Source organism: Rhodococcus sp. UNC363MFTsu5.1 (assembly GCF_000686785.1).
Classification (GTDB): Bacteria; Actinomycetota; Actinomycetes; order Mycobacteriales; family Mycobacteriaceae; genus Rhodococcus_G; species Rhodococcus_G maanshanensis.
This window is the reverse complement of sequence record NZ_JMLO01000062.1, coordinates 1-1,648: the sequence shown is the minus strand read 5'-3', so window position 1 is coordinate 1,648 and position 1,648 is coordinate 1. Positions and strand designations below refer to the sequence as shown.

Annotated in this window: 2 protein-coding genes; one reads left to right on the top strand and one right to left on the bottom strand. The window is 62.8% G+C overall.

Translation table 11 applies throughout. The features are described 5' to 3' along the window. Nucleotides 1–301: 301 nt before the first annotated feature. Nucleotides 302–763, top strand: coding sequence for a hypothetical protein (locus tag BR31_RS0125065; RefSeq protein WP_027503350.1), 462 nt, complete (start codon nucleotides 302–304; stop codon nucleotides 761–763). Here BR31_RS0125065 and BR31_RS30145 read toward each other — a convergent pair. After that, nucleotides 760–1,648: AAA family ATPase (locus BR31_RS30145; protein WP_037178351.1), on the bottom strand; the 889-nt coding region annotated here is incomplete at its 5' end. The two genes, BR31_RS0125065 and BR31_RS30145, sit on opposite strands and share 4 nt — an antisense overlap.

Sequence of the window (1,648 nt, the reverse complement as noted above, 5' to 3'; positions counted from 1 at the left end):
CTCTGCGTCGAATCATTAGCCAGATTCCAGGACTTGGCTGAACGGCAGATACTGACGCTGACGCAACTCTCTGCCTGATCGAGAAGAACTTCGCGGCAGGCGTGGGGCTTTCCTGCAGGTCGGCCAGGATTCGGCAGGGGCGCTGCCTGCGCGCGCCACCCGGGTCGCCGCGCGCCTTCCTGGCCGTTTGCATCGCGACCATGCTCTGAACTGCGGAAATGCCGCCGCGCGCCCGGGGGAAAGCATGCCAGATTTCATACCGGGGTAGGTGTGTCCTGTCCGTCTGGTAGGCATTGACCCCATGAAGCGGACGTTGATCGTGACCCTTGGTGCGGGCGCTTTGCTGCTGGCTGGCTGCACCTCGAGCGCGGAGGGACCGGGTGAGGAGGGTCCGGCTGGCAGTCCGGGCGATGCCGTCATCTCCACACCGGGGCCTACAGTCACGCCGGCGTTCGACCCCGCGAGCGAGGCAGGTCTACGGAAGACGCTCGACGAGGAATACACCCACGTTCAGAAGGGCGACTGGGCCAGGGTCTATGAGTTCACCTCGCCGCGCTGCCAGGCGGGTATCCCTCTGGACGCCTTCGTCGCGGACCTGGAAGGCGCGTACAAGGACCGCGACTTCTCCGGCCCGGCCGAGTACCTGATCACCGTGAACGACACAGTCGCAACTGTTGTCATCAAGTCGTTCGACGGCAAAGGGAAGATGTTCCCCAATACCTGGACTTTCATCAACGGTTCGTGGGTCAACGACAACTGCTAGGTGAGAACGAACCCATCATCGTCGAGCCGTTGCGGGTTGCCGACCTCGGCAAGAGCATGCAGCATCGCGCCTCTTGGCCCGGGGCGCGTCACAACGTGTCCACCTGAGGCGGCGGACTTGAGTGCTGCGCGAGCAACCTTCTGTGGGTGTCCTTGCTTGGTCACCGCGGCGATGATGTCACGGCCGCTCGAGTTTGGATTCTGGCGAACGAATCCGAGAATGTCTGGGAGTGCTGCCGCCTCGGCTACGGAGTCGACAGCTTCTTTCCGACTCCCGCTGGCGTAGGTGAGGTTTCGGTTGCGCACGTCGTAGGTCAGTTGACCTTCGGTCACGTCTACGTCGCGGCCGAATGCGGAGAAGTATCGGGCGGAGTTGGGCTCTTCATTCTGGCGAACGAGGCGCCAGATCGCGTCGGGCCAATCCTGGAGTCGCGAATCCCCGCGTGCCCGCTCGCCACTGTGGCCCATGTGGTGGATGACAGCGGCCTCGTCGATTCCAGCCTCGGCGAGCAGCGAGTCGAACGCGACGAGAAACCGTCCGGCATCACGGTTCTCGTCAAGCCCAATCGCGTCGAGAACCGGGCGAAGTACGTCGAGAACAAGGAAGTTGGTTCCGGCCAAGACTTCGGCCCACCGTGCTCGGACATCGGAGTCGAGGATGTTGAAGCTGCCGACCCTGCCGCGCATGGATAGCACCTTGACTGCCTGCACGTTCTTGATGCCCTGGTCGCGGAGCCAACCTCTGAGCGTTCGTTGGTCGAGCTCGTTGTCGAGAAGGGTGACTTGTCCGACCGGTTCTGTCGCGAACTTGCCGAGAAACGGGTCTCCATCAACGAGAGACCGGATCAGGTTCCCAACGAGGGTGGTCTTGCCGGCCTTGAACTGC